At 39.5% G+C, this 372-nt stretch carries 1 protein-coding gene; it reads left to right on the forward strand.

The genetic code is table 11. The features are described 5' to 3' along the window. A partial coding sequence (locus RFK25_RS11595) for a MucBP domain-containing protein (protein ID WP_332413561.1) occupies positions 1–372 on the forward strand: 372 nt, incomplete at both ends.

Here is a 372-nt window from a genome sequence, read left to right on the forward strand (position 1 = left end):
AAGGTACAACTCAAGTAACTTATGTTTACCAAAAAGTAACAACTCCAGCTCCAAAACCAAACGGTAGCGTTGTCGTTAACTATGTGAACACAAATGGTGAAACAATTGCAACGTCAGTAAACGATACAACTGATGCGGCACTTGATACAGCTTACGATACAACAGATAACAAACCAGCAGTTATTAAACACAACGGTGTTACTTACTACTACAAAGAAGTGAAAGCTGGCGATAACGAGTCTGGTAAAGTTGTAGAAGGCACTACAGAAGTAACTTACGTTTACGAGCCAGCAGGTTCAGTAACAGTTAACTATGTAACAACTGACGGTACAGTAATCAAATCTCCAGTTAAGGACGAAGAGAATGCTGAAC

It is taken from the genome of Streptococcus sp. SS-4456, from assembly GCF_036680365.1.
Classification (GTDB): Bacteria; Bacillota; Bacilli; order Lactobacillales; family Streptococcaceae; genus Streptococcus.